We start from the raw sequence: 21,089 nt of genomic DNA, 5'->3' as shown, positions 1-21,089 counted from the left end.
GCTGCGCGATGCGCGGGTACCCCGAGACCCGGAAGCGCAGTGCCAGCCATGGGACGATCATGGACCCCCGCGGGTGCGCCGACCATGCGGCGTTCGGGCGGTATTACCATCGATTGTGTTCACGCAGAGTCACCGGCGCTTGTCCCCGGAAGGGTGGAACCCGACGTGTCGATCCCGGAAGTCCCGCGCACGATCCGTCTCGCGGGCCTGCTGACCTCGCTGCAAGCGCTGGCGGGAATCGTGTTCGTGATCGCCTTGCTGGTGCGCAGCACCGCCCCGGAGCTCGGTTCGGTCGGCACCCTGGACCGCACCTCCGTCTACGGCGAGGCCGGCTGGTTCGCCCTGATCTCGGCCGCGGTGCTGACCGCGGGGCTCGGTCTGTGCTTCGGCAAGCACTGGGCGCGCACCCCGTCGCTGCTGCTGCAGCTGCTGCTGCTCGGCGCCGCCTGGTACGCGATGGGCCCGTCGGGCGCCCCGGCCATCGCCCTGGCGATCGCGGCCCCTGCCGTCCTGGTGCTGTGGCTGCTGTTCAACCGGGAGGGGCGCAAGTGGTCCTTCCACGCCATCGCGGCCCCGGACGCCGACCTTCCGGAGCGCTGAGCCGGGTTTCAGGCGGCGAACGCGGTCAGCGCCGGGCCGCTGAGCCGGTAACCGGTCCACTCGTCCAGCGCGACCGCCCCGGCGGCCTCGTAGAAGTCGATCGCGGGCCGGTTCCAGTTCAGCACCGACCACTCCAGCCGGGCATAGCCGTGGCGCACGCACTCCTGCGCCAGCTCCCGCAGTAGCGCTCCGCCCAGGCCGGCACCGCGCTGCTGCGGGCGCACGTACAGGTCTTCCAGGTAGATGCCGTGCACGCCTTCCCAGGTGGAGAAGTTGCGGAACCACAGTGCCAGGCCGGCGACTCCCGCTGCGGAGTCGGCGACGTGGCCGAACAGGGCGGGCGCCTGCCCGAACAGGGCGGTGTGCAGCTGCTCGGTGGTGAGCACGCACTCGTCCGGGGCCCGCTCGTAGTCGGCGAGCTCGTGCACCAGCTCGACCATGGCGGGCACGTCGGCCGGGTGCGCTCTGCGGATCACGGGTTACCTCCGGTTCGCGGTACCGGACACCGGCGGGTGAACGGCTCCGCGCGGAGCACATCATCCGAGCAGCTCAGCCTTGCTGCCAGGGTGGGATGTTCGACCGGGTCAGCTGCGGGACCGCACGCTCCCGACCGAGCACGCTGACCGCGCCGGGATCCAGCGCGAACCGGGCCCCGGCCGGCACCGGTAGGTCGAGCCAGCGAGCGATGAGCGCGCGGCTGAAGTGACCGTGTCCGACCAGGACGACGTCCGCGGCCGTCGTTCGCACCCGGTCGAGCACCCGGTCGGTCCGCTCGGTGATCTGCTCGACGGTCTCGCCCGCGGGGCAGCCGGCGTCCCACACCGTCCACCCCGGAACCTGCTCGCGGATCTCCGCGGTGGTCAGGCCCTCGTAGTCGCCGTAGTCCCATTCGGTCAGCAGTGGTTCGGGCTCCGAGTCGGCCAGGCCGGCGAGCTCGGCCGTGCGCTGGGCGCGCTGCAGCGGGCTGACCAGGACCAGCACCGGGCCCGGTGAGCGCAGCGCCGCCAACGTTTGCCCCGCCTGGCGGGCGCGGAGCTCGCCCTCGGCGGTCAGCGGCAGATCGGTGCGGCTGGTGTGCTTGCCGGACCGGGACCACTCGGTGGTCGCGTGCCGGAGGATGTAGACGTGGTGCGCATCGCCGTCCTGTACCACGCACCGAGCCTAGCCGCCTTCGCCGCGGCGGACCGGGTGGTGGCGTCCCTCGTGCACCGTCCACTGCGGATCCCCGGCACGACATGCGAAGCGCCGGCCGGTGCTTCGACCGGCCGGCGCTTCGAATCGGCTGCGAGATCAGCCCTTCTTGGTCTCCCAGAAGATCTTGTCGATCTCGGCGATGTAATCCAGCAGCTCCTGGCCCGTCTTCGGGTCCATCGAGCCCTTCGTGCCGGTCGCACCGGCTGCCTTGGTGGCCTTGTTGACCAGTTCGTGCAGCTGCGGGTACTTCTCGAAGTGCGGCGGCTTGAAGTAGTCCGTCCACAGCACCCACAGGTGGTGCTTGACGAGGTCAGAGCGCTCCCCGGCGATCAAGATCGCCCGAGTGCGGAACTCCGGGTCCTCGTTGTTCTGGTACTTCTCCTGAATCGCCTTGACGGATTCAGCCTCGATCCGCGCCTGAGCGGGGTCGTACACGCCGCACGGAAGGTCGCAGTGCGCGGTCGCCTCCAGGCGCGGGCTGAGGATTCGCGACAACAGCCGCATGTTTCCTCCCTGAAATGAGTGCTCCGACAGCGCCGACCCTACTCTGGAAGATCCGCTGGGACCCACTGGAGGTGGATGTGAATTCGCTCGGCCGGCTGCCGTGGCGACGCGTGGCGGTGCGCGGGCAGTCGATGGTTCCCACGTTGCGCGACCGGGACGTGGTGCTGGTGCGCCCCGACGCGCGGGTGCGTCCCCGGGACGTGGTGCTGGTGCGCTGGCCGGAACGGCCGCGGCAGCTCTCGGTCAAACGCGCGTTGCGGCCGGAGGGCGCCGGTTGGCACGTGGAGGGGGACAACGGCGCGGGGTCCACCGACTCCCGCCGGCTCGGGCCCGCGCGGGTGCTCGGAGTGGTGCGCTGGCGCCTGTGGCCCCGCCCGGGCCGGGTGCGCTGAGACGGACGTGCCGCGGGGAGCTCGGCCGCCTCAGCCGGTCGTCCGCAGCTGCTCGTAGCGGGCCAGGCAGTTCTGGTAGTCGGGCAGGAGGCCGCGCTCGGCGGCCTGTTCGAGGCTCGGCGCGGTGCGGTCCTTGTCGGACAGCACCGGTTCGCCGTCCAGCTCGGTCCACGGCAGGTCCAGCTTCGGGTCCAGCGGGTCGATGCCGTGCTCGCTGGGCGGGTCGTAGGCGGTGGAGCACAGGTAGGCCATGACGGTGTCGTCGGTGAGCGCGGCGAACGCGTGGCCGAGACCTTCGGCGAGGTAGAGGGACCGGTACTCGGCCGAGTCCAGCCGGACCGCTTCCCACCGGCCGAAGGTGGGCGAACCGGTGCGCACGTCGACGACGATGTCCAGCAGTGCTCCGCGGGGGCAGTACACGTACTTGGCCTGTCCCGGGGGGACGTCGGCGAAGTGCACGCCGCGGATGACGTTGCGCGCCGACACGCTGTGGTTGGTCTGCGCCACCCGCAGGCCGTGCCCGGTTGCTTCGCGGAAGGGTTCTTCCTGGAAGGGCGCCACGAACAGCCCGCGGTGGTCCGGGAAGGACCTGGGGGTGAATTCGAAGGCCCCGGTGATTTCGAGTCGGCGTACCTGCACGTGGGGAGCTTATGGGGTGCGCGGGCGGCTGCCCGGCCGCGGTCGTCCCGTGGTGTGGCTGCGGTCGCGACCGTGCGACCTGCGCCGCGTCGAACAGTACGCACGTACCACTACGAGATCTTGACAATTTGTTGAAACTCCTGGTGGAGTGTGATCCTCGTCGCTGACAGTGATCGAGGAGCCTGGCACACTGTCCGAACCGCAGCGTCCGCCGAGCCGCTGCCCGCACCAGGGCGGCCGGAACTCGGCTCACCAGCGGCGCCGACCCGTTCCGGTATGCCCGGAGGGTCTCCGCCGCAGGGCGGTACAGCCGCCCGCGCCGGTCGGGTACGTGTCCCGTCGGCGGCATGGCTACAGGAGGGACGCCGTGACCACCGTTAACGACAGCACCGCTGGAAGTGCCGGTGCCGATTTGACCAACGAAGAGATCTTCGCGGCCCACGAAGGCGGCAAGCTGGGCGTGCAGCTCACCACGCCGCTGGACACCCCGCGCGACCTCTCGATCGCCTACACGCCCGGTGTCGCGCAGGTCAGCCGCGCCATCGCCAGCGACCAACAGCTCGCCGACCGCTACACCTGGACGCAGAAACTCGTGGCCGTGGTCAGCGACGGCACCGCGGTGCTCGGCCTCGGCGACATCGGGCCGCGCGCCTCGCTGCCCGTGATGGAGGGCAAGTCGGCGCTGTTCAAGTCGTTCGCCGGGCTCGACTCGATCCCGCTCGTGTTGGACACGACCGATGTCGACGAGATCGTCGAGACCCTGGTGCGGCTGCGGCCGTCGTTCGGCGCCGTCAACCTCGAAGACGTCGCCGCGCCGCGCTGCTTCGAGCTTGAGCGCAGGCTGATCGAGGCGCTGGACTGCCCGGTCATGCACGACGACCAGCACGGCACCGCCGTGGTGGTGCTCGCCGCGCTGCGCAACGCCGCCAAGGTCGTCGGCCGCGAGATGTCGACGCTGCGCGTGGTGATCTCCGGAGCCGGGGCCGCCGGTGTCGCGTGCGCGGAGATCCTGCACACCGCCGGAGTCGGCGACATCGTCGTGCTGGACTCCAAGGGCGTCATCCACTCCGGCCGGGACGACCTCACGCCGATCAAGCGCGAGCTCGCGGGGTACACCAATCCCGCGGGGCTCACCGGCGGTTCGGCCGACGCGCTGGCCGGTGCGGACGTGGCCATCGGTGTCTCGGTGGGCAAACTGCCCGAGGAGCAGGTCGAAACCATGGCCGAGGGCGCGATCGTGTTCGCGCTGTCCAACCCCGACCCGGAGATCCACCCGGAGGTCGCCCGGCGGCACGCTTCGGTGGTCGCCACCGGGCGCAGCGACTTCCCGAACCAGATCAACAACGTGCTGGCCTTCCCGGGCATCTTCCGCGGTGCTCTGGAAGTGGGAGCCCGCGAGATCACCGACGGGATGAAGGTCGCCGCGGCCGAGGCGATCGCCGCGGTCGCCGCCGACGACCTGGCGGCCGACCACATCGTGCCCAGCCCGTTGGATCCGCGGGTGGCGCCCGAAGTGACCGCCGCGGTCGCCGCCGCCGCCCGGCGGGACGGGGTCGCCACCGGCTGACGGAGGCCGCGTCGAGGGCCGGGAGGACTGCGGTCCTCCCGGCCCTCGCGCGTCCGGCGCCCCGAAATCGCGCAGATCGCGTCATGATGGGTTCCGAGTGCAGTCACCTCTGCGGACCGCGACGATCTGGACCGGCGAAATGCCGGGTAAAGTCACACGGACGATACTGTGGTGCAGGTCACTTGAGCGTGACGCGCTGGACCTGAGCGGAATGGGTGGTGCGCCCGTGCGACCCGCGCACTACCCGGGAGGGGTGCTGTTGACCAAGCGGAGCGAGCAGCGGGCGGGGCAGCCGGGTGCCGTCGACCTGGCCGCCGCGGAGCCGCTGGCGCCGGTGACCCTGCCCGCGGCACCGGCGCTGCTCAGCACCGAGGACGGGCTGATCGTGCGCGCGACGGAACAGGCCGCCCAGCTGGCCGGGGTCGCCGACGCGCAGGAACTGGCCGGGCGGCGGCTGCGCGAGCTGGTCGTGCGATCCGGTCCCGCGTACCTGCTGCGCGCCCCGGACGGCGATCTGCCGGTGCGGCCCACCACCTGGCCCGCGTCCGAGGACGACCGGCTGCGCATCACGTTGCTCACCGACGTGCGCGACCTCGCGGCCGCCCCGGATCCGGGTGCCGGCGTCGACGACGAGCGCCGCAGGCTGATCGAGGCCCAGCGCATCTCCCGGATCGGCAGCTGGATGTTCTACCCGGACACCGGGGAGTTCTACCGCAGCCCGGTGCTGGGCGAGTTCCTCGCCACCTCGCCGGGTGCCGACAGCGAAGACGTGTTCTCGCTGATCGGCTCCACCCACCCCGACGACCGCGAACGCGCCGAGCGCTTCTACGCCGACCTGCTCACCGCCACCACGTCCGCACCGGTGGAGTTCGAGCTGCGCAACTCCGGCGGCGACCGCGTCTACCTGTGCACCGGGCGGGCCGAGCACGACCGCTCCGGGCGGATCGAGCGCATCCAGGGCACCGTCCAGGACGTCACCGAGCACCGCGCGCTGGAGAACCGGCTGCGCGACGAGCAGCGCAGGCTGCAGGACGCCCAGCAGGTGGCGCGGCTGGGCACCTGGGAACTGGACCAGTGCAGCGGGAAGATGTGGCTCTCGCAGATGCTGCACCAGATCATCGGCAAACCCTGCTCGTCGCCCACCACCTACGACGACTACCTCGCGCACGTGCACCCCGACGACCTGCAGCGGGTGCGCGGCGCCTGGCGACCGCTGTTCGAGCGGCACGAACCCGTGGAGATCGAGCACCGCTACATCCGGGAAGACAACTCGGTGCGGATCCTGCGGGTGCACGGCACCGCCGCCGAACGCGCCGAGCACGGGCCCCTGCTGGTCGGCACCGCCCAGGACGTCACCGAACAGCGCGCCGTGGTCACCCGCATGGAACGCACCAGCCAGCGGTTCACCGACCTGGTCAGCATCACCCCCGTGGGGATCGGGCTGTTCGACCAGGACGAGCAGCTCGTCGACGCCAACGACGCGCTGTGCGACCTGCTCGGCTACCGGCTCGCCCAGCTGCGCGGCAAGTCCGCGCAGGACATCACCCACCCCGCCGAACGCGGGGCCGGCCTGCCCGCCACCGGCGAACAGCCGGGCAGCCGCCGCCGCGTCCCGCAGCGGGTGCTGGTGCGTTCGGACGGCGAACCCGTGCACTGCGAACTGCACGCCTCCACCTCGGTGCAGGACGACGGGGCCAAGTTCTGGCTGGTGGTGTTCCAGGACATCACCGAGCGGCGCCGCGCGGCCGAAGCGCTGCGCCACCAGGCCACGCACGACGACCTGACCGGACTGCCCAACCGGGCGGCGGTCAAGGACCTGCTCGGCGAGCTGCTCGGTGCCGACGACGCGGCCAGCGTGGCCGTGCTGTTCTGCGATATCGACAACTTCAAGCGCATCAACGACTCGCTGGGCCACGACGCGGGCGACGAGCTGCTGGTCGCCCTCGCGCGGCGGCTGGAAGGCGGCCTGCCCGCCGGGTGCACGGCCGCCCGGTTGTCCGGCGACGAGTTCGTCGTCATCTGCCGCGACATCGCCGACGTCGGCGGGATCGACGCGTTGGCCACCCGGGTGTCCGGGCTGCTGCGCACCGCCGTGCCGGTGCACGGCCAGCTCATCCGGGTATCGGCGGCCATCGGCGTGGCCATGCCCACCGCCACCAGCGGCGGCGGGGACGACCTGCTGCGGTTCGCCGACGCCGCCATGTTCGAGGCCAAGCAGCGCGGTGCCGGGAAGGTGTCGCTGGCCAGCCCCGCGCTGATGGCCTCGGCCGACCGCCAGCTGCACCTGGAAGGCCAGCTGCGCGAAGCGCTCAACAACGACGGGCTCGTGCTGCACTACCAACCGGTGCTCGACCGGGACGGCCGGATCGTCACCGCCGAAGCGCTGGTGCGCTGGCCGCACCCGGACCGAGGTCTGCTCGCGCCGGACGCGTTCCTGCCGGTGGCCAAGCAGGGCGACCTACTGCGCGACCTCGACCGCTGGGTGCTGCGCACCGCGCTGCGCGAGGCCGCCGACTGGCCGGCGAGCACCTGCGTCGCGGTGAACCTCGCCGGACTCGTCCCAGGCGCCGCCGACTTCGTCAGCACCGTCTCGGCGCTGATCGGCGAAACCGGGATCGCCTGGGACCGGGTGGTCCTCGAAGTCGTGGAGACCGCGCTGGTCGACTTGCCCTCGCGCACCCGAGCGGAGATGGCCGAGCTCGTCGAACGCGGCGTGCGGTTCGCCGTCGACGACTTCGGCACCGGATACTCCTCGCTGGCGCGACTCAAGGAGCTGCCCGCGCAGGTCATCAAGGTCGACCGCCGGTTCGTCACCGGTGTCGGCGGGGACGCTTCGGACTTCGCCGTCGCCCGCGCCGTCGTGGACATGGCGCACGCCATGGGCCGGTCCTGCGTGGCCGAAGGCGTGGAAACCCCGGTCCAGTTCGACGTGCTGCGCGGGGTCGGGGTGGACGCCTACCAGGGCTGGTTGTTCTCCGGAGCCGTCCCGGCCGAGCAGTTCCGCGCGCTGCTGGCGCTCGGGCCGATGCCGGTTCCGGCGGACTGAACGCGTCGCGCGGAGCGCTCAGGGAAACCGCAGCGCGGCCGGCATCCGGTGCCGCGGCAGGTCGATCAACCGCCGCTGCAGGTCCGCCGGGTGCTGCGCGGCCTGCTGCACCCGGTCGCGGGCGGCGCGCTTGGTCAGCCCCTCCGCCGTGTGCGCGATCAGCGCCTCGCGCCACACGTTGCCGAGCTTGCCGTGTGCGCGCTGCAGCACGTCGCGTACCGCCGACGGCGCGGTCACTTCCTCGGCGAGCACCACCGCGTGCCGGGAATCCGGGGTGCTGCGGTGGAAACGCAGCGCGAACTTCGGCCCCACCAGCTCGGACAGGCCGCGCTGCCCGGCTTCGTCGGCGACGTCCGGGTGGTTGTTGTCCACCGCGAACGCCACCCGGGGGCAGTGGCACGCCAGCAGCATCCGCAGCAGCCACGGGCCCGGATCCGCGCGCAGGTCGAACACCGGGGTGCTGTCCGGTCGCGACCCGATCGGCCGGGACCAGCCCGGATCGCGCAACTGCTCCACCGGCTCGCCGACGAGCCCGACGATACCGGACCGGAAATCCGCGGAGTCCTCGGTGCCGGCGGCCTCCACCGACTGCGGGCCGTGCGTGTAGATCCCCGCGGCACTGCGCAGCGCCAGCTTCCGGGTCTGCGCGGTTGGCTGGCACACGTAGAGGTCACTGGTCGAGCCGATCGCCTGCGCTCCCAGGTAGCTGTGGAAGTCCGGCAGGATCGCGGTGAACACCAGCCCCATCCGCAGCAGCTCCTGCTGCACCTTCTGCCCCAGCGCCGGGGTGCGCGGGCTGAATCCGTAGGCCACCAGCAGCCTGCTGCCCGGCCCGGACAGGCAGCCCGCCCCGCGCGCGGCGAACAACCCGGCGCCTTCCGGCGTGTACGGCGGGTCGGTGAACACCAGATCCGCCCACCCGTCCACCTCGGGCGGGATGCCGAACCGCAGATCCGCGTGCAGCGTGCCGATGCCCAGCCCGTGCTCGGCCGAGACCGCGTCGATGTGCGCCAGGACCCGCTCGTCGAGGTCCAGCACGAGCACCTCGGCCTCCGGCGCCAGCAGCGCCACCGCCGTCGAGGTCAGGTCGTGGTCGCCCAGGCACAGCACCCGTGCGCCGCGCAGGTCGAAGGTGTCGCGCAGCCACACCGCCCGCCGCAGCACGGTGTCCGGGGTCGCCGACACGTGGTCCAGCGCCGTGCTCGGCCGCGGGCCGGTCGCCACGAAACTCCCCAGCAGTTCCAGCGCCCGCGTCTCGTCCGCACCGGTGCCGGCGGCGGGCTCGAAGCGTTCCCGGTAGCGGGGTTCGGCCGCGGGTTCCAGCGCGAAGCCGTCCGGCGAACTGCGCACGTCACCGCCGCAGGCGGCGAGTAGGTCCTGCACGGTGCGTCGGGGAACGCCGGTGCGGCGCACCAGGTCCTGCAGCGGGTGCGGGCCGGACGCCAGCAGCCGCAGCACCTCCCGCAGCCGCCCGGCGTGCAGCCCGGCTTCGGACAGCACGGCCTGCACGGCGTCGATCGGCTCGATCTCCTGGGGGGACTGCGCGCTGGTGCTCATCGGTTGCGCAACTCTACGGTGGGCGCACCGGAGGCGATCACGCGACGGTCTCGGCGCATCGCGTTGTTCGGCTGATCGAGTTAGGCTGCGGTCCGCGTCGGCGAGGCCAGCGGAGGGGGCTCCGGTGATCGGGTTCCAGGACGTGCGCAAGGAGTACGGCAGCACCGTCGCCGTGCACGACCTGCGATTGAGCCTGCCGGACGGTGCGATCACGGTACTCGTGGGCCCGTCCGGGTGCGGCAAGACGACCCTGCTGCGCATGGTCAACCGGATGGTCGAACCGACGTCCGGACGGGTGCTGCTGGACGGCACCGACGTGCGTGAGCTCGACCCCGCGCGGCTGCGCCGCGGTATCGGCTACGTCATCCAGCAGGCCGGCCTGTTCCCGCACCGCGATGTGCTGGACAACGTCGGCACGGTGCTCGTGCTCGGCGGAACCGGGCGCCGCGAAGCCCGGCGCCGCGCGGTCGAGCTGCTCGACCTGGTCGGACTGCCCGCCGAACTCGGCACCCGCTACCCGGCGCAGCTGTCCGGGGGCCAGCAGCAGCGGGTCGGCGTGGCCCGCGCGCTGGCCGCGGATCCGCCGGTGCTGCTCATGGACGAACCGTTCAGCGCCGTGGACCCGGTGGTACGCCAGGGCCTGCAGGACGAACTGCTGCGGCTGCAAGGCGAACTCGGCAAAACCGTCCTGTTCGTCACGCACGACATCGACGAGGCCGTCAAGCTCGGCGACCGGGTGGCGGTGCTGCGCCAAGGCGGGCACCTCGCGCAGGTCGCGGCCCCGGACGAGCTGCTGGCCCGGCCCGCCGACGACTTCGTCACCGGATTCGTCGGCCGGGACCGCGGATACCGCCGGCTGTCCTTCGTGGACGGACAGCTGCACCCGCAGTCGGTGGACACGGTCGTGCTCGGCGACCCGGTCTCCGGCAGCGGTTGGCGGCTCGCGCTCGACACCGACCGCGCCCCGCGCGGCTGGGTGCCGCCGCAGTCCGACGTGGACGGACCGCTCGCCGAGAACCACCTTGTGGCAGGGGGATCGCTGCATGCACTGGGTCGGCCGCTGCGCGGTGCGCTGGACGCCGCGCTGTCGGCACCGTCCGGACTGGGCGTCGTCGTCGACGGATCCGGCCGGTACGCGGGCGTGGTCACCGCCGAGCACGTCCTCGACGTGATCCAGCGCGAACGCGGGGTGCGCACCGGGTGACCGGGATCGCGGAATTCTTCGCCAGCCCGAGCAACCGCGAACTGGTGCTCGGCCAGCTCGTGCAGCACTGCTCTCTGGCCCTGCTGCCGCTGCTGCTCGGGGCGGTGCTGGCCCTGCCGCTGGGCAGGCTCGCGCAGCGCCGCGCACCACTGCGCGGATTCCTGCTCGGCACCGCCGGCGTGCTCTACACCGTGCCGTCGCTGGCGCTGTTCGTGCTCATCCCCGGCATCGCGGGGACGCCGCTGCTGTCACCGATCAACGTGGTGGTGGCGCTGACCCTGTACACGACCGCGCTGCTGGTGCGCCCGGTGCGCGACGCGCTGGACGCGGTCCCCGGGCACGTCGTGGCCGCCGCCACCGCGATGGGATTCCGGCCCGGCAGGCGGTTCCTGGCCGTGGAGCTGCCGCTGGCGGTGCCCGTGCTGGCCGCGGGCGTGCGGGTGGCCTCGGTCAGCAACATCAGCCTGGTCAGCGTGGGTGCGCTGGTCGGCGTCGGCGGGCTGGGCCGGCTGTTCACCGACGGGTTCCAGCGCGACTACCCGGCGCAGATCCTCGTCGGCGTCGCGCTGACCCTGCTGCTGGCGCTGCTGGTGGACCTGCTGCTGGTGCTGCTGTGGCGGATCAGCACCCCGTGGGCCCGGCACGGCGGAACGGGGTGAGCGCGTGTTCGGCGAACTGATCGCGTGGCTGACCGACCCGGCGCACTGGACCGGCTCGGACGGCGTGCCCGCGCAGACCGGGCGGCACCTGTACTACTGCGTCGTGTCCGTGGCGTTGGCCGCGCTGATCGCCGTGCCGCTGGGCATCGGCATCGGGCACACCGGCCGCGGCGCGGTGGCCGTGGTGGCCGCGAGCAACGCGCTGCGCGCCCTGCCCACCCTCGGGCTGGTGACCCTGCTGGCACTGGGCTGGGGCATCGGCGAAGGCCCGGCGCTGGCCGGGCTCGTCGTGCTCGCCGTGCCCGCGGTGCTGTCCGGCGCCTACGCCGGGGTGCGCAACGCGCCCGCCGACGTCGTCGACGCGGCCCGCGGACTCGGCATGACCTCCTGGCAGCGACTGTGGCGGGTGGAAGTGCCGCTGGCCGTGCCGCTGGTGCTCGGCGGTGTGCGCAGCGCGATGCTGCAGGTCGTGGCCACCGCCGCGGTCGCGGCCTACGTCGGGCTGGGCGGGCTCGGCCGGATCCTGCTGGACGGGCTCAAGATCAACGACTACGCGCAGATGGCGGCCGCGGCGATCGCCATCGCCGCGCTGGCCGTGCTATTGGACGCGCTGCTGGCCGGTGCGAGCCGGGTTCTGCTGCCGCGCGGGCTGCGCAGGGCCGCGCGGACGGGGAGGGGATGAGGATGCGCAGGATCCTGGTGTGCGCGGCCGCGGCCGCGCTGGTGCTGACCGGCTGCTCCGATCCGCTGGCCGGCAACCGGCAGCAGCAGGGCATCGTGCTCGGCTCGGCCGACTTCGCCGAGAGCGAAGTGCTCATGCACATCTACGCCGAAGCCCTGCGCAGCACCGGAACCGAGGTGGAGACCACCCCGCGCATCGGCGCCCGCGAGTTCTACGTGCAGGCGGTGCGCGACGGCGAGATTACCGTCATGCCCGACTACACCGGCAACCTGCTCGAACAGCTCGACCCGGAATCCGCAGCCACCGAAACCGGGCAGGTGCGCCGGGAACTCGACCGCGCGCTGCCGCCCGAACTGCAGCTGCTGCAGCACGCGCCCGCCGAGGACACCGACGTGCTCACCGTCACCGGTGACACCGCGGCCGACGGGGTGCGCTCGATGCAGGACCTGGGGCCGCGCTGCCGGGAATTCGTGCTCGGCGCCCCCGCCGAGTGGAAGCAGCGCTGGCAGGAACGCATCGCCGAGCTCTACGACTGCCGGTTCGCCGAGATCCGCAGCGTGGAGGCGGGCACGCTCACCGTCGACGCGCTGACCGGCGGGGACATCCAGGTCGCCAACCTGTTCAGCACCTCGGCGCAGATCCGCGCCAACGGGCTGGTCCCGCTGGACGATCCGAAGAACATGTTCCCCGCGCAGAACGTGGTGCCGCTCGTGCACCGGGACGCGCTGGACCCGCAGCAGACCGCCGTGCTGGACCGGGTGTCGGCGTCGCTGGACACCGCCGACCTCACCCGGCTCAACGAGCGGCTCGAACAGGACAAGGCCAACCCGGTCGACGTGGCCCGGGAATACGTCCGCGAACTCGGGATCTGACCGCGGGAACACGCCGACCGGCGCGGCGTCAGAACGGGTACTGCGCCTGCTTCTCCCGGAACGTCACCCAGCGGGTCTCGGTGAACGACTCCACGCCCTGCTGCCCGCCGAAGCGGCCATAGCCGGAATCCTTCACCCCGCCGAACGGGGCCTGCGGCTCGTCGCCGACCGACTGGTCGTTGATGTGGAAGATCCCGGTGCGCACCTGCTGCGCGATCGCCCAGCCGCGCCCCGTGTCCTCGGTGATCACCCCGCCGGTCAGCCCATACGGCGTGTCGTTGACGATGCCGACCGCCTCGTCCACCGAGTCGTAGGGCAGCACCACCGTTACCGGCCCGAAGATCTCCTCGCTGTGGATGCGCTGATCCGCGGTGACCTCGGACAGCACCGTCGGCGCGTACAGCGCACCGTCCGGCGCGGTACCACCGCAGTGCACCCGCGCGCCGCGGGACACCGCGTCCTGCACCAGCTCGTGGATGCGCTGCGCGGCATCGGGGCTGATCACCGGGCCCACCACCGTGTCCGGCGACGTCGGATCGCCGGTGGTCAGTCCGGAGACCTTCTTCGCGAACCGATCGGTGAACTCCGCCTCCAGCTCGCGCGGAACCAGCACCCGGTCGGCCGACATGCAGATCTGGCCCGAGTTCATGAACGCGCCGAACGCCACCGCGTCCACCGCGTAGTCCAAGTCCGCGTCGTCCAGCACGATGATCGAGTTCTTGCCGCCCAGCTCCAGCACCGCAGGCGTCAGGTTGCGCGCGGCCTCCACCCCGATGGCCCGGCCGACACCGGTCGAGCCGGTGAAGTTCACCCGCCGCACCCGCCGATCGGCGATCAGCGCGCCGCCCACGTCCACCGCGTCCTCGCGCGCGTTCGTGACCACGTTGAGCACCCCGTCCGGCAGGCCCGCCTCGCGCAGCACATCGGCCAGGAACAGCCCCGCCGCCAGCGGAGCGTCCTCACTGGGCTTGAGCACCACCGTGTTGCCCACCGCCAGCGGCACTGCGAACGACCGCGTGCCCAGGATCAGCGGCGCGTTCCACGGCGCGAACGCAGCCACCACCCCGGCAGGTTCGCGCAGCGCGAAGCCCCACTCGCCGTCCCCGGAACTGGACAGCACTTCACCGCGCGGGGACGTGATCACCGCGGCCGCCTCGCGCAGCACGTTGGCGGCCAGTTCCACGTTGAACAGCGCCCACGGGCGCGTGCCGGCCACCTCGCCGGCCATCAGCTCCACCGCTTCTTCGGTGCGCTGTTCCAGCAGGTCGGCGGCCTGCAGGAAGATCTTGCGGCGCTGCACCACACCGGTGCGCGACCACGCGTCGAACGCGGCCGCGGCCGCATCCACCGCCGCGGTGGCGTCGTCCGGCGTCCCCGCGGCCACCGTCGCGAACACGTCACCGGTGTGCGGCACGACGTCCTCGGTCGTCCGGCCGGTGGCGGCGGGCCGTTCCCGCCCGCCGATGAGCAATTGCCGTGCACGAGTCACCGTGGGACCTCGCTTTCGTTCGGTTCGGGCCGCTGCCGCTGCCACCATGCTGCCCCCGGGGCGGCGGACCCGGCCGGATCAGTGACGAAACCAACCCCGCCCCGCCCGTCGCAGGTCGAAGCCGGTCACAGGCCGAAAACCTTGCGGGCCGTCTCGCCGAGCACGTTGCGCTTGCCCTGCTCGGACAGGAACGGGATACCCATGATCCGCCCCGGCACATCGAAGTCCCAATGCGGCCAGTCCGACGAGTACATCAGCGTGTGCTCGGCATCCATCGCCCGGAACGTCGCCTCCAACAGCCCGGTGTCGGTGATCTCGATGGGTTGCGAGGTGAAGTACATATCGCGCATGTAGTCGCTGGGCAGCTTCGTCAGCAGCGGGGCGTCCGACTGGCGCATCAGGTACTCGTGGTCCAGCCGCTGCATCAGGAACGGGACCCACGCCAACCCGCTCTCGATCCAGATCGTCTTCAACCCCGGGAACCGCTCCGGGATCCCGTTGATGACCCAGTTCGTCAGATGCGTCATGTTGCAGGTGACGAACGAGATCGCGTGCGCGGACAGGAACTTGTTCATCGTCGAGGTCATCGAATCGGCCTGGTTCGGGCCCGCGTGGAAACCGAGCGGCATCCCGCGCTCCTCCAGTTCGGCGTACACCCGCATGTACTCGTTGCGGTGCACACCGGCGGAGCGCTGCGACGTCACCAGGAACCCGATCACCCCCGGGTGGTCGGCATACTCGCGGATCGTGCGCAGCGACGCGTCCGGATCCTCGAACGGCAGCCCCAGCATCGTCTTGATCCGCCCCTCGCCGGACAACACCGTCTCGGTGAACCACCGGTTGTAGGCCATCATCAACTGCGTGGCCACCCCCGGATTCGGGTGCAGCCCCACCTCCAGCATCGGCTGCGGGAACACCACCTGGACGTCGATGCTCAACGCGTCCATCGCCCGGCGCACCAGGGTCACGTCCCGATGCACCCCGGTGTCGGCCACCGGCTCGGCCAGCGAAGCCTGGTGCGGCACCCGGCCACTGACGTCCTGCATCGTCAGCCCCGGCGGATGGTTGCTCAGCGCCACGTTGTGCGCGTTCGGCCAGTTCTGCATCATCTGCCTGCCGCTGTCGCGCAGCACCGGGTCCTCGACGCGTTCGATGATCTCCGGCCACGAATCCAGCTCCACGTGGTGCGAATCGACGTCCACGATGAAGTAGTCGTCCAACCCGTAGCGCTCGGTGTCGCGGCGGGCGTTGGCCAGGATTTCCCGGGAATCCGTGTGGATCGTGATCTCCTGCGTCTCCCGGCGGGTCGCGGATTCAACCACGGTGTCGATCCTTTCCTGCAGCGCGCGGCACCGGGCCGCGCGGAGTTCGCCGAACCCGCTCAGCCGGCCGCCCGGCCGCGGGAGAACCACAGCGCCAGGTCGAACGGGTTCAAGTCCTGCGCCTTGAGCAGCGCGCTGGCCAGCACCACCGCGTCGGTGGTGGCGACGCGCTCATCCACCGGCGGGACCTCCCGCTCGGCGCCCTCGTTGGCGGCCGCGTACAGCCGGACCACCGCACCCACCAGCCGCTGCAGCTCGTCAGCGGGCAGCTCGGACACCCCGCCGCGGGCCAGCGCCCGGTCGATCTCGCCGACCAGGCCGCGGGACAGCTCAGGCAGTGACATAGACGTTGCCCCCTCGTTCCTCCACCGGGAAACCGCGCAACCGGATCCGCTCCCGGCCCGGGTGCGCTCCGCTGCCCAAACTGAACTCGAAACCGTGCCACGGGCACACGATGTGCGGATCGGACGTGTCGAAATCGGTGCCGCGGCTGCGCTTTTCCGCATCGAGCACCTCGGTCACCCGGGACACCAGCCTCCCCTGGCACACCGGGCCGCCCTGGTGCGGGCACACGTTCTCGTACGCCGCCAACCGACCGTCGAACCGGAAAACACCGATCGTGCGGCCCGCCACGTCCACGACGCAGCGGCCTCCCTCCGGCACGTCCTCGCTGGGCGCGACCAGATACCGCGTTGCAGCGGCCATGTTGCCTCCGTCGGGTCTGTGCAGTCCGCCGACTGCGAACGGACACCGCAGACCCTGCCCGGGACGTGAGCTGCGTCGCATCTGTCAGATGACTGGTCGCGTTAGCATCGCCGTTGCGAGGTCGAGATGAGCAGCAACCAGCACGAGCTCCCGCCGATCGTCGACGCGGTCCGCGACGGCACCGGTGCCGCCACCGTGCTCGTCGGCGGCCCCGCCATCGGCAAGACCACCGCGCTGCAGCACCTCGCCTCCAGCGGCATCCCCGCGCTGCGCATCACCGCCGACCCGCACGAACGCACCACGCAGTCGGCCGCGCTCGACCAACTGCCGAACCCACCCCGGACCGGGGACCCGCTGTGGCAGCGGCTGCGCCGCGCAGCCCCCGTGCTGCTGCTCGTCGACGACGCGCACTGGCTCGACCCGGTCTCCGCCCGCGCCGTAGCGCACGCCGCCCGCCGCGTCGCCGGCCACCGGATCGGCGTCGTGCTCACCACCGCCACCGACCACCCGCTGCCCGACGACCTCGCCCGGCTACCCACCCGCGAACTCCCCGGCATGGACGCGGCAGCCGCTCGCCGCGCCGGCATCGACGCCGCCGCACCCGTCCTGGACGAACTGCTCACGCTGTGCGCGGCCAACCCGCTGGCGCTGACCGAATTCGCCGCGACCCTCACCCCGGACCAGCTGGCCGGACGCGTCCCGCTACCGCGCCGCATCCGGCTCGGCAGGCGCGGACGGGACCGCTTCGCGCACCCGCTGCGCGACCTGCCGCCGCGCACCCGCGACTGGCTGGTGCTGCTCGCGCACGGCCCACCGGAGATGACCACCTGCCTGCGCGCCGCCCGCGCCCTCGGCCTCGACCTCGACGACCTCGCCTCCGCCGAACGCGCTGGGGTGGTGCACGGCGCGCGCTGGACCTCGCCGCTGGTCCGCGAAGCAGCCCGCCACACAGCCACCCTCGCCGACACGGCACGGATCTGCGCCGCGCTGTCCGCGGTCATGCCCGCCACCGAACACCCCGTCGAACACGCCCGATGCCTGGCCGGCGCGCTCACCGACCCGGACGGCACCGCCGCCGCGCTCGCCGCCGCCACCGTGCCGCTGGCCCGCGGCGGTAAGCTGCTGGACGCCTACGAAACCGCCCGCGACGCCGCCGCGCGCACCACCGACACCGGCGACCGCGAGCGCTACCGGATCATCTCCGCGGAACTGGCCTGGCTGGCCGGATACGGCGAGCACGCGCTGAACCTCCTCGACCGCGCCGAACCGCGGCACAGCTGTGACGCGCGCGCCAGCGCGGTCATCATGCGCGCGGTGATCCACGGCTTCAAGGACTCCTGGACCAGCGGCTGGTGGCTGCTGCCCACCACCGGCGACCACGAACCCGGCAGCAGCGCGCACGCGCTCCGCCTGCTGGTCACCGCCACCACCGCCGGCTGGGGGCACGTACCTGTGGCCGCGCTGCAGGACACCGTCACGCGGTTGCGCGACCTTGTCGACCCCGACTACCGGACCACCGTCGCCGCGCTGGAACGCGTGGTGACCGGCGACAGCGGCCTGCCCGCATCCCAGCGCGACGCGCTGCGCTCGTTGGCCTGGTGGGCAGCACCCTCCGACGCCCTGCACCCCAAGGCGTGGCCGCCGCCGCTGCTGCCCGCCTTCCTCGGCGACGAGGAGCGCTACGCGCAGCTGTTCGGCACGCTGCTGGGCACCGACCCCGTGCGCGGCGCCCCCAGCACCCGGGCGGTACTGCTGCTCAAACTCGCGCACGCCCGCTCCGCGCTCGGCCACTGGGAACACGCGCTGACCAGCGCCACCGAAGGCGGCCGACTCGCCGGCGAACTCGGCCACCACGCGCTGCACTCCGAACTCCTGCTGTGCGCGGCCTGGATCCGCGCCGCCCGCGGTGAAGAGCCGCACACCCGGCAGCTGCTGGATTCCGCACTGCAGCACGCCGACCGCGGACGATCCGGCAGCCAGCCCGTGCTCATGCAGTGGATCCGCGGGCTGGTCGCGCTCTCGGCCGGGCGTCCCGCCGAAGCTCTCGAACGGTTGCGCGGGGCGCGCAGCGATCGCCGCAGCCCGCACGGCGTCCTGCTGCGCCGCATGTCGGCGGTCGACGCCGTCGAAGCTGCAGTGCAGGTGCAGGACCACCGGCAGGCCGTCCGGATCACCGGCGACTTCGAGCGGTGGGTGCACGCCGGCGCGGCCGACTGGGCCCACCTCGACCTGGCCCGCTGCCGCGCCCTGCTCGACGGGGACGACGCCGAGCACTGGCACCGGCGCGCCCTCGAACTCAGCGACACCACCGGCAGGCTGTTCAGCAGCGCGCGCACCGAGTTCCACTTCGGGGCCTGGCTGCGCCGCCGCAGACGCGACCAGCAAGCACGCGAACACCTGCGCGCCGCCGAGGAGCACTTCGACCGGCTCGGCGCGCACGCCTGGTCCCGCCGCGCGCACGCGGAACTCCGCGCCGCGGGCGAGACCCGCAGCTCCGGGAACGCCGCGACGCGGGCCGTGCTCACCCCGCAGGAACACGAGATCGCCCTGCTGGCCGCCGAAGGGCTCACCAACCGGCAGATCGGGGAGCGGTTGTCGCTGAGCCCGCGCACCGTCGGGTACCACCTCTACAAGGTGTTCCCGAAGCTCGACATCACCTCGCGCGCCCAGCTCGCCGCCGCGCTCGGCGCGGATTGACCGAGCAGCCGCGCGGAAAGGCTTCCCGAAGGGAAAGCGGTCGCTGCCTGCACGGAAAACCCGGTGCGGCGCGGAATCCGGTGCGCTCAGCACGGCGCCCCGCCCTGCACGGAGAGCGGGGCGCCGTGCTGACCCGGTCCACCTCAGCCGAGACCGGTGCCCAGGTCGCCCGGACCCGTGCCGGACATGCCGCCATCGGCTTGCTCGCCCTCGGGAGCTTCCTGCCCGGCCGCTTCCTGCTCCCCGACCGGCAGACCCGACGGCTGCTGGACCTCCTGCTGTTGCTCCTGTCCCGGTGCTGCCTCCTCCGCTTCGGTCTCCTCGTGCTCGGCGGCCGGGTGGTGCAGGTGTTCCAGGACCGCGTTGACGACGTGCTCCTGGTGCTGCAGGGCGTCATCGGCGGCACCGGCGGTGCCGGTGCCCCGGCGACGGCCAGACCGGTCAGCATGGTCGTGGCGAGCAGGCGGCGCATTCTTCCTCCATCCGTTGTGGGTCAGTGCGGACGGAGTTGATCGCGGAAACGGTCCAGCGCGCCCGCTGCGTCACCTCCTCGGGGGCCGGATGCAGCGAGTACGGGCGTAGATTCGGCACGCCCGGTCGATCGTCCGGGAACGGCACCCGGTCCCCGCCGCGGGCGGATACCCTGGCCGCCGTCGACGCGGGGAGCAGGAGGTGGTCGGTCCGTGCCCACCGGCTGGGATGTCGCACGAGCGGCCGGCGTCTCCCAGACCACCGTGTCCCGCACGCTGCGCGGCGATCCCTCGGTGAAACCCGGGACCCGCGAGCACGTGCTGGCCGTTGCGCGCGACCTCGGGTACTCGCCGAACGAGGCCGCCCGATCGCTGATCACCAACCGGACCAGCACCGTCGCCATGGTCGTCGCCGACATCACCAACCCGCTGTACCCGCAGGAGATCAGCGTCGCGCACGCTGAACTCAGCGCGGCCGGATACCGGATGATGCTGTTCAACCGCGGACGCGACGACGACATGCCCGACCTCGACACCCTGCGCGGCAACGCGGTGGACGGCGTCCTGTTCGCCGCCGCCACGCTAGATTCCCCGGCCGTCGCGGGCTTGGTGCGCAGCGGAACCCCGGTCGTGCTGCTCAACCGGGACGTCGACGGCCTCGACATCGACCGGGTCCTGCCCGACGAGCACCGAGCGGGTGAACTCGCGGCCCGCTACCTGACCGGGCTCGGCCACCGCCGGATCGCGCTGCTGGCCGGACATCCGGACACCTCCAGCGGTCGGGACCGCCGCAGCTGCTCCGCACGCGCGCTGCGCGACCTCGGGCACCCGCTGGAACCCGAGCTGGTCCTGCCCGCCGGCTTCTCGCACGCCGAAGGCCACCGCTGCGCCACCGCACTGCTCGACCGCCCCGACCCGCCGACCGCTGTGCTGTGCCACAGCGATGCCGCCGCCTACGGCGTGCTCGACGCCGCGCGCGGCCGCGGCCTGCACGTTCCCGGCGACCTGTCCGTGCTCGGATTCGACGATCTGGCCATGTCCGGCTGGTCGATGATCCGGCTGACCACGATCCGCCAACCCGTCACCGACATGGCACGCACCGCCGTGCACGCTCTGCTCGCGCACATCGAGAACCCCGGACAGCACACCCCGCAGCGGCGCGTCTTCGACGTGGAACTCGTGGAACGCGACACCTGCGGGCCACCGCGTTGAGCCGGTGACAGCAAGGGAACTTTCCTGTCACCGGCGTCCCGTCACTCGTCGTCGGCGTCGTCGCGGGCCAGGAAGGTGGCCAGCCGTTCGGTGGAATCCTCGAAATCCGGGTTGAGATCGACGAACGCGCGCATCCGGTCCGCCACCCACGCCAGCGTGACCTCGTCGTCGCCGCGACGTTGCTCCAGCTCCTCGATGCCGCGGTCGGTGAAGTACACCCTGCCTCCTCTGTCGTCGTCCCGGTTGATCCGGTTCGTTCGCGAACCAGCAGCGTACGG

21 protein-coding genes are annotated in these 21,089 nt (G+C 72.2%); 11 read left to right on the top strand and 10 right to left on the bottom strand.

Annotated features, from left to right (window positions below; genetic code table 11):
* The first annotated feature begins 165 nt into the window (after positions 1 to 165).
* Entirely contained in the window at positions 166 to 600 is a 435-nt protein-coding gene (locus IQ251_RS15385) for a hypothetical protein (protein WP_193929276.1), read from the top strand.
* Between the two features lie 8 nt (positions 601 to 608).
* Here the strand turns inward: IQ251_RS15385 and IQ251_RS15380 are convergent, their stop codons facing one another.
* The 3 genes from IQ251_RS15380 to sodN all read right to left on the bottom strand — a co-directional run bounded on the left by IQ251_RS15380 (position 609) and on the right by sodN (position 2,298).
* Complete coding sequence (locus IQ251_RS15380; protein ID WP_441007486.1) at positions 609 to 1,076, bottom strand: GNAT family N-acetyltransferase; 468 nt, start codon at positions 1,074 to 1,076, stop codon at positions 609 to 611.
* A gap of 73 nt (positions 1,077 to 1,149) precedes the next feature.
* Positions 1,150 to 1,752, bottom strand: a complete 603-nt coding sequence (locus IQ251_RS15375; protein ID WP_193929275.1) for a histidine phosphatase family protein — start codon at positions 1,750 to 1,752, stop codon at positions 1,150 to 1,152.
* Between the two features lie 138 nt (positions 1,753 to 1,890).
* On the bottom strand, positions 1,891 to 2,298 hold the full coding sequence (sodN, locus tag IQ251_RS15370) for a superoxide dismutase, Ni (RefSeq protein WP_193929274.1): 408 nt from the start codon (positions 2,296 to 2,298) through the stop codon (positions 1,891 to 1,893).
* Positions 2,299 to 2,375: 77 nt separating this feature from the next.
* On the opposite strand from sodN, the gene IQ251_RS15365 reads away from it, so the two are divergent.
* Positions 2,376 to 2,690 carry a S24/S26 family peptidase gene (locus IQ251_RS15365; RefSeq protein ID WP_370591421.1) on the top strand — a complete coding sequence of 105 codons (315 nt, stop codon included), beginning with the start codon at positions 2,376 to 2,378 and terminating at the stop codon, positions 2,688 to 2,690.
* A gap of 30 nt (positions 2,691 to 2,720) precedes the next feature.
* Here the strand turns inward: IQ251_RS15365 and IQ251_RS15360 are convergent, their stop codons facing one another.
* Complete coding sequence (locus IQ251_RS15360; RefSeq protein WP_193929273.1) at positions 2,721 to 3,329, bottom strand: dTDP-4-dehydrorhamnose 3,5-epimerase family protein; 609 nt, start codon at positions 3,327 to 3,329, stop codon at positions 2,721 to 2,723.
* A 367-nt stretch (positions 3,330 to 3,696) separates the two neighbouring features.
* On the opposite strand from IQ251_RS15360, the gene IQ251_RS15355 reads away from it, so the two are divergent.
* Positions 3,697 to 4,896 carry an NAD(P)-dependent malic enzyme gene (locus IQ251_RS15355; RefSeq protein ID WP_193929272.1) on the top strand — a complete coding sequence of 400 codons (1,200 nt, stop codon included), beginning with the start codon at positions 3,697 to 3,699 and terminating at the stop codon, positions 4,894 to 4,896.
* 253 nt (positions 4,897 to 5,149) lie between these two features.
* The gene (locus IQ251_RS15350; RefSeq protein WP_370591424.1) at positions 5,150 to 7,942 is read left to right on the top strand and encodes a sensor domain-containing protein; all 2,793 of its coding nucleotides are present in this window, start codon (positions 5,150 to 5,152) and stop codon (positions 7,940 to 7,942) included.
* 18 nt (positions 7,943 to 7,960) lie between these two features.
* On the opposite strand, the gene IQ251_RS15345 is transcribed toward IQ251_RS15350, so the two are convergent.
* The gene (locus IQ251_RS15345) at positions 7,961 to 9,499 is read right to left on the bottom strand and encodes a bis-aminopropyl spermidine synthase family protein (protein WP_193929270.1); all 1,539 of its coding nucleotides are present in this window, start codon (positions 9,497 to 9,499) and stop codon (positions 7,961 to 7,963) included.
* 124 nt (positions 9,500 to 9,623) lie between these two features.
* Here IQ251_RS15345 and IQ251_RS15340 point away from each other — a divergent pair, with 124 nt between their 5' ends.
* From IQ251_RS15340 to IQ251_RS15325, 4 genes are read left to right on the top strand one after another with little or no spacing between them, the layout of a single operon-like run.
* Positions 9,624 to 10,703: an ABC transporter ATP-binding protein gene (locus tag IQ251_RS15340; protein WP_193929269.1), complete on the top strand. Its 1,080-nt coding sequence runs from the start codon at positions 9,624 to 9,626 to the stop codon at positions 10,701 to 10,703.
* 5 nt (positions 10,704 to 10,708) lie between these two features.
* A complete protein-coding gene (locus tag IQ251_RS15335) occupies positions 10,709 to 11,362 on the top strand; it encodes an ABC transporter permease (RefSeq protein WP_193929296.1) in 654 nt (217 codons plus the stop codon).
* Positions 11,363 to 11,366: 4 nt separating this feature from the next.
* Positions 11,367 to 12,044, top strand: coding sequence for an ABC transporter permease (locus IQ251_RS15330; protein ID WP_193929268.1), 678 nt, complete (start codon positions 11,367 to 11,369; stop codon positions 12,042 to 12,044).
* Positions 12,041 to 12,916 (top strand): ABC transporter substrate-binding protein, encoded by an 876-nt coding sequence (locus IQ251_RS15325; protein ID WP_228047073.1) that lies wholly within the window; start codon positions 12,041 to 12,043, stop codon positions 12,914 to 12,916. Before IQ251_RS15330 ends, IQ251_RS15325 begins: the two co-directional genes overlap by 4 nt.
* Before the next feature lie 28 nt (positions 12,917 to 12,944).
* On the opposite strand, the gene IQ251_RS15320 is transcribed toward IQ251_RS15325, so the two are convergent.
* The 4 genes from IQ251_RS15320 to IQ251_RS15305 all read right to left on the bottom strand — a co-directional run bounded on the left by IQ251_RS15320 (position 12,945) and on the right by IQ251_RS15305 (position 16,432).
* Positions 12,945 to 14,405, bottom strand: a complete 1,461-nt coding sequence (locus IQ251_RS15320) for an aldehyde dehydrogenase family protein (RefSeq protein WP_193929267.1) — start codon at positions 14,403 to 14,405, stop codon at positions 12,945 to 12,947.
* Positions 14,406 to 14,530: 125 nt separating this feature from the next.
* Positions 14,531 to 15,727 (bottom strand): amidohydrolase family protein, encoded by a 1,197-nt coding sequence (locus IQ251_RS15315; RefSeq protein WP_370591420.1) that lies wholly within the window; start codon positions 15,725 to 15,727, stop codon positions 14,531 to 14,533.
* Positions 15,728 to 15,786: 59 nt separating this feature from the next.
* Positions 15,787 to 16,071: a hypothetical protein gene (locus tag IQ251_RS15310; RefSeq protein WP_193929266.1), complete on the bottom strand. Its 285-nt coding sequence runs from the start codon at positions 16,069 to 16,071 to the stop codon at positions 15,787 to 15,789.
* Complete coding sequence (locus IQ251_RS15305; RefSeq protein ID WP_193929265.1) at positions 16,058 to 16,432, bottom strand: Rieske (2Fe-2S) protein; 375 nt, start codon at positions 16,430 to 16,432, stop codon at positions 16,058 to 16,060. Before IQ251_RS15305 ends, IQ251_RS15310 begins: the two co-directional genes overlap by 14 nt.
* A 126-nt stretch (positions 16,433 to 16,558) precedes the next feature.
* On the opposite strand from IQ251_RS15305, the gene IQ251_RS15300 reads away from it, so the two are divergent.
* The 3 genes from IQ251_RS15300 to IQ251_RS15290 all read left to right on the top strand — a co-directional run bounded on the left by IQ251_RS15300 (position 16,559) and on the right by IQ251_RS15290 (position 20,811).
* Entirely contained in the window at positions 16,559 to 19,129 is a 2,571-nt protein-coding gene (locus tag IQ251_RS15300) for a LuxR C-terminal-related transcriptional regulator (RefSeq protein ID WP_193929264.1), read from the top strand.
* A gap of 125 nt (positions 19,130 to 19,254) precedes the next feature.
* On the top strand, positions 19,255 to 19,641 hold the full coding sequence (locus tag IQ251_RS15295; protein ID WP_193929263.1) for a hypothetical protein: 387 nt from the start codon (positions 19,255 to 19,257) through the stop codon (positions 19,639 to 19,641).
* A gap of 171 nt (positions 19,642 to 19,812) precedes the next feature.
* On the top strand, positions 19,813 to 20,811 hold the full coding sequence (locus tag IQ251_RS15290; protein ID WP_193929262.1) for a LacI family DNA-binding transcriptional regulator: 999 nt from the start codon (positions 19,813 to 19,815) through the stop codon (positions 20,809 to 20,811).
* Between the two features lie 41 nt (positions 20,812 to 20,852).
* Here the strand turns inward: IQ251_RS15290 and IQ251_RS15285 are convergent, their stop codons facing one another.
* On the bottom strand, positions 20,853 to 21,029 hold the full coding sequence (locus tag IQ251_RS15285; RefSeq protein ID WP_193929261.1) for a DUF6104 family protein: 177 nt from the start codon (positions 21,027 to 21,029) through the stop codon (positions 20,853 to 20,855).
* Positions 21,030 to 21,089 lie beyond the last annotated feature (60 nt).

The organism is Saccharopolyspora montiporae, from assembly GCF_015209505.1.
In the GTDB taxonomy this organism is placed as follows: domain Bacteria; phylum Actinomycetota; class Actinomycetes; order Mycobacteriales; family Pseudonocardiaceae; genus Saccharopolyspora; species Saccharopolyspora montiporae.
The sequence above is the reverse complement of the archived record's forward strand: the minus strand, read 5'-3'. Positions and strand labels throughout refer to the sequence as shown.

Excerpts from the sequence above, each read along its gene's own strand:
- IQ251_RS15300 (WP_193929264.1), top strand. The coding sequence starts at position 16,559 with ATGAGCAGCAACCAGCACGAGCTCCCGCCGATCGTCGACGCGGTCCGC.
- IQ251_RS15310 (WP_193929266.1), bottom strand. The coding sequence starts at position 16,071 with ATGTCACTGCCTGAGCTGTCCCGCGGCCTGGTCGGCGAGATCGACCGG.
- sodN (WP_193929274.1), bottom strand. The coding sequence starts at position 2,298 with ATGCGGCTGTTGTCGCGAATCCTCAGCCCGCGCCTGGAGGCGACCGCG.
- IQ251_RS15305 (WP_193929265.1), bottom strand. The coding sequence starts at position 16,432 with ATGGCCGCTGCAACGCGGTATCTGGTCGCGCCCAGCGAGGACGTGCCG.
- IQ251_RS15325 (WP_228047073.1), top strand. The coding sequence starts at position 12,041 with ATGAGGATGCGCAGGATCCTGGTGTGCGCGGCCGCGGCCGCGCTGGTG.
- IQ251_RS15345 (WP_193929270.1), bottom strand. The coding sequence starts at position 9,499 with ATGAGCACCAGCGCGCAGTCCCCCCAGGAGATCGAGCCGATCGACGCC.